This window comes from Ruegeria sp. BG8, assembly GCF_056538325.1.
The window spans coordinates 1-502 of record NZ_JBQFSZ010000035.1 but is presented as its reverse complement, the minus strand read 5'-3'; the positions used below and the strand labels follow the sequence as shown (position 1 = coordinate 502).

The following is a 502-nucleotide window of genomic DNA, read 5'->3' as shown; positions in this document are numbered from 1 at the left end:
GCCAGCGCCGGATACGACGCGGCGGCCTCGCGCGCCACCGTGGCATGGGTTGTCGCACCGCCCACAGCCAGGGACCCGTCATCCTCAACACAGACCCCCTGCATCTCGGCAATCCCACTCAGCGACACCAGCGCCGACGGCGCTGCCAGCCGCTGCTTCAGCGTCGGGATCAGCGTCTGACCACCCCCCAACGCCTGCGCATCCTCACCCCCAAGCGCGGCAACCGCATCCGCAATGGTCGAGGGCTTCTCAAACTCGAAACTATACATTCCGCTTTTCCTTTCCGAAGAACACAGATCCGCTCTTCATCTGGCTATAAATATCCCGGGGGTCTGGGGGCAGAGCCCCCAGCTATCCCAACCTCTCAGCTGTTCATCGCCGCCCAGACGCGCGACGGGCTCACTGGCATGTCGATGTGATCGACAGCCTTGCCACCCGAGTTCATCGCATCCAGAACCGCATTGACCACCGCAGGCGGCGAGCCAATGGCCCCGGCCTCACC

1 protein-coding gene is annotated in these 502 nt (G+C 64.3%); it reads right to left on the bottom strand.

Features of this window, described 5'->3' with window-relative positions; all coding sequences use genetic code 11:
- Positions 1–269: FAD binding domain-containing protein (locus tag ACR0DG_RS21455; protein ID WP_480700698.1), on the bottom strand; the 269-nt coding region annotated here is incomplete at its 3' end.
- Positions 270–502 lie beyond the last annotated feature (233 nt).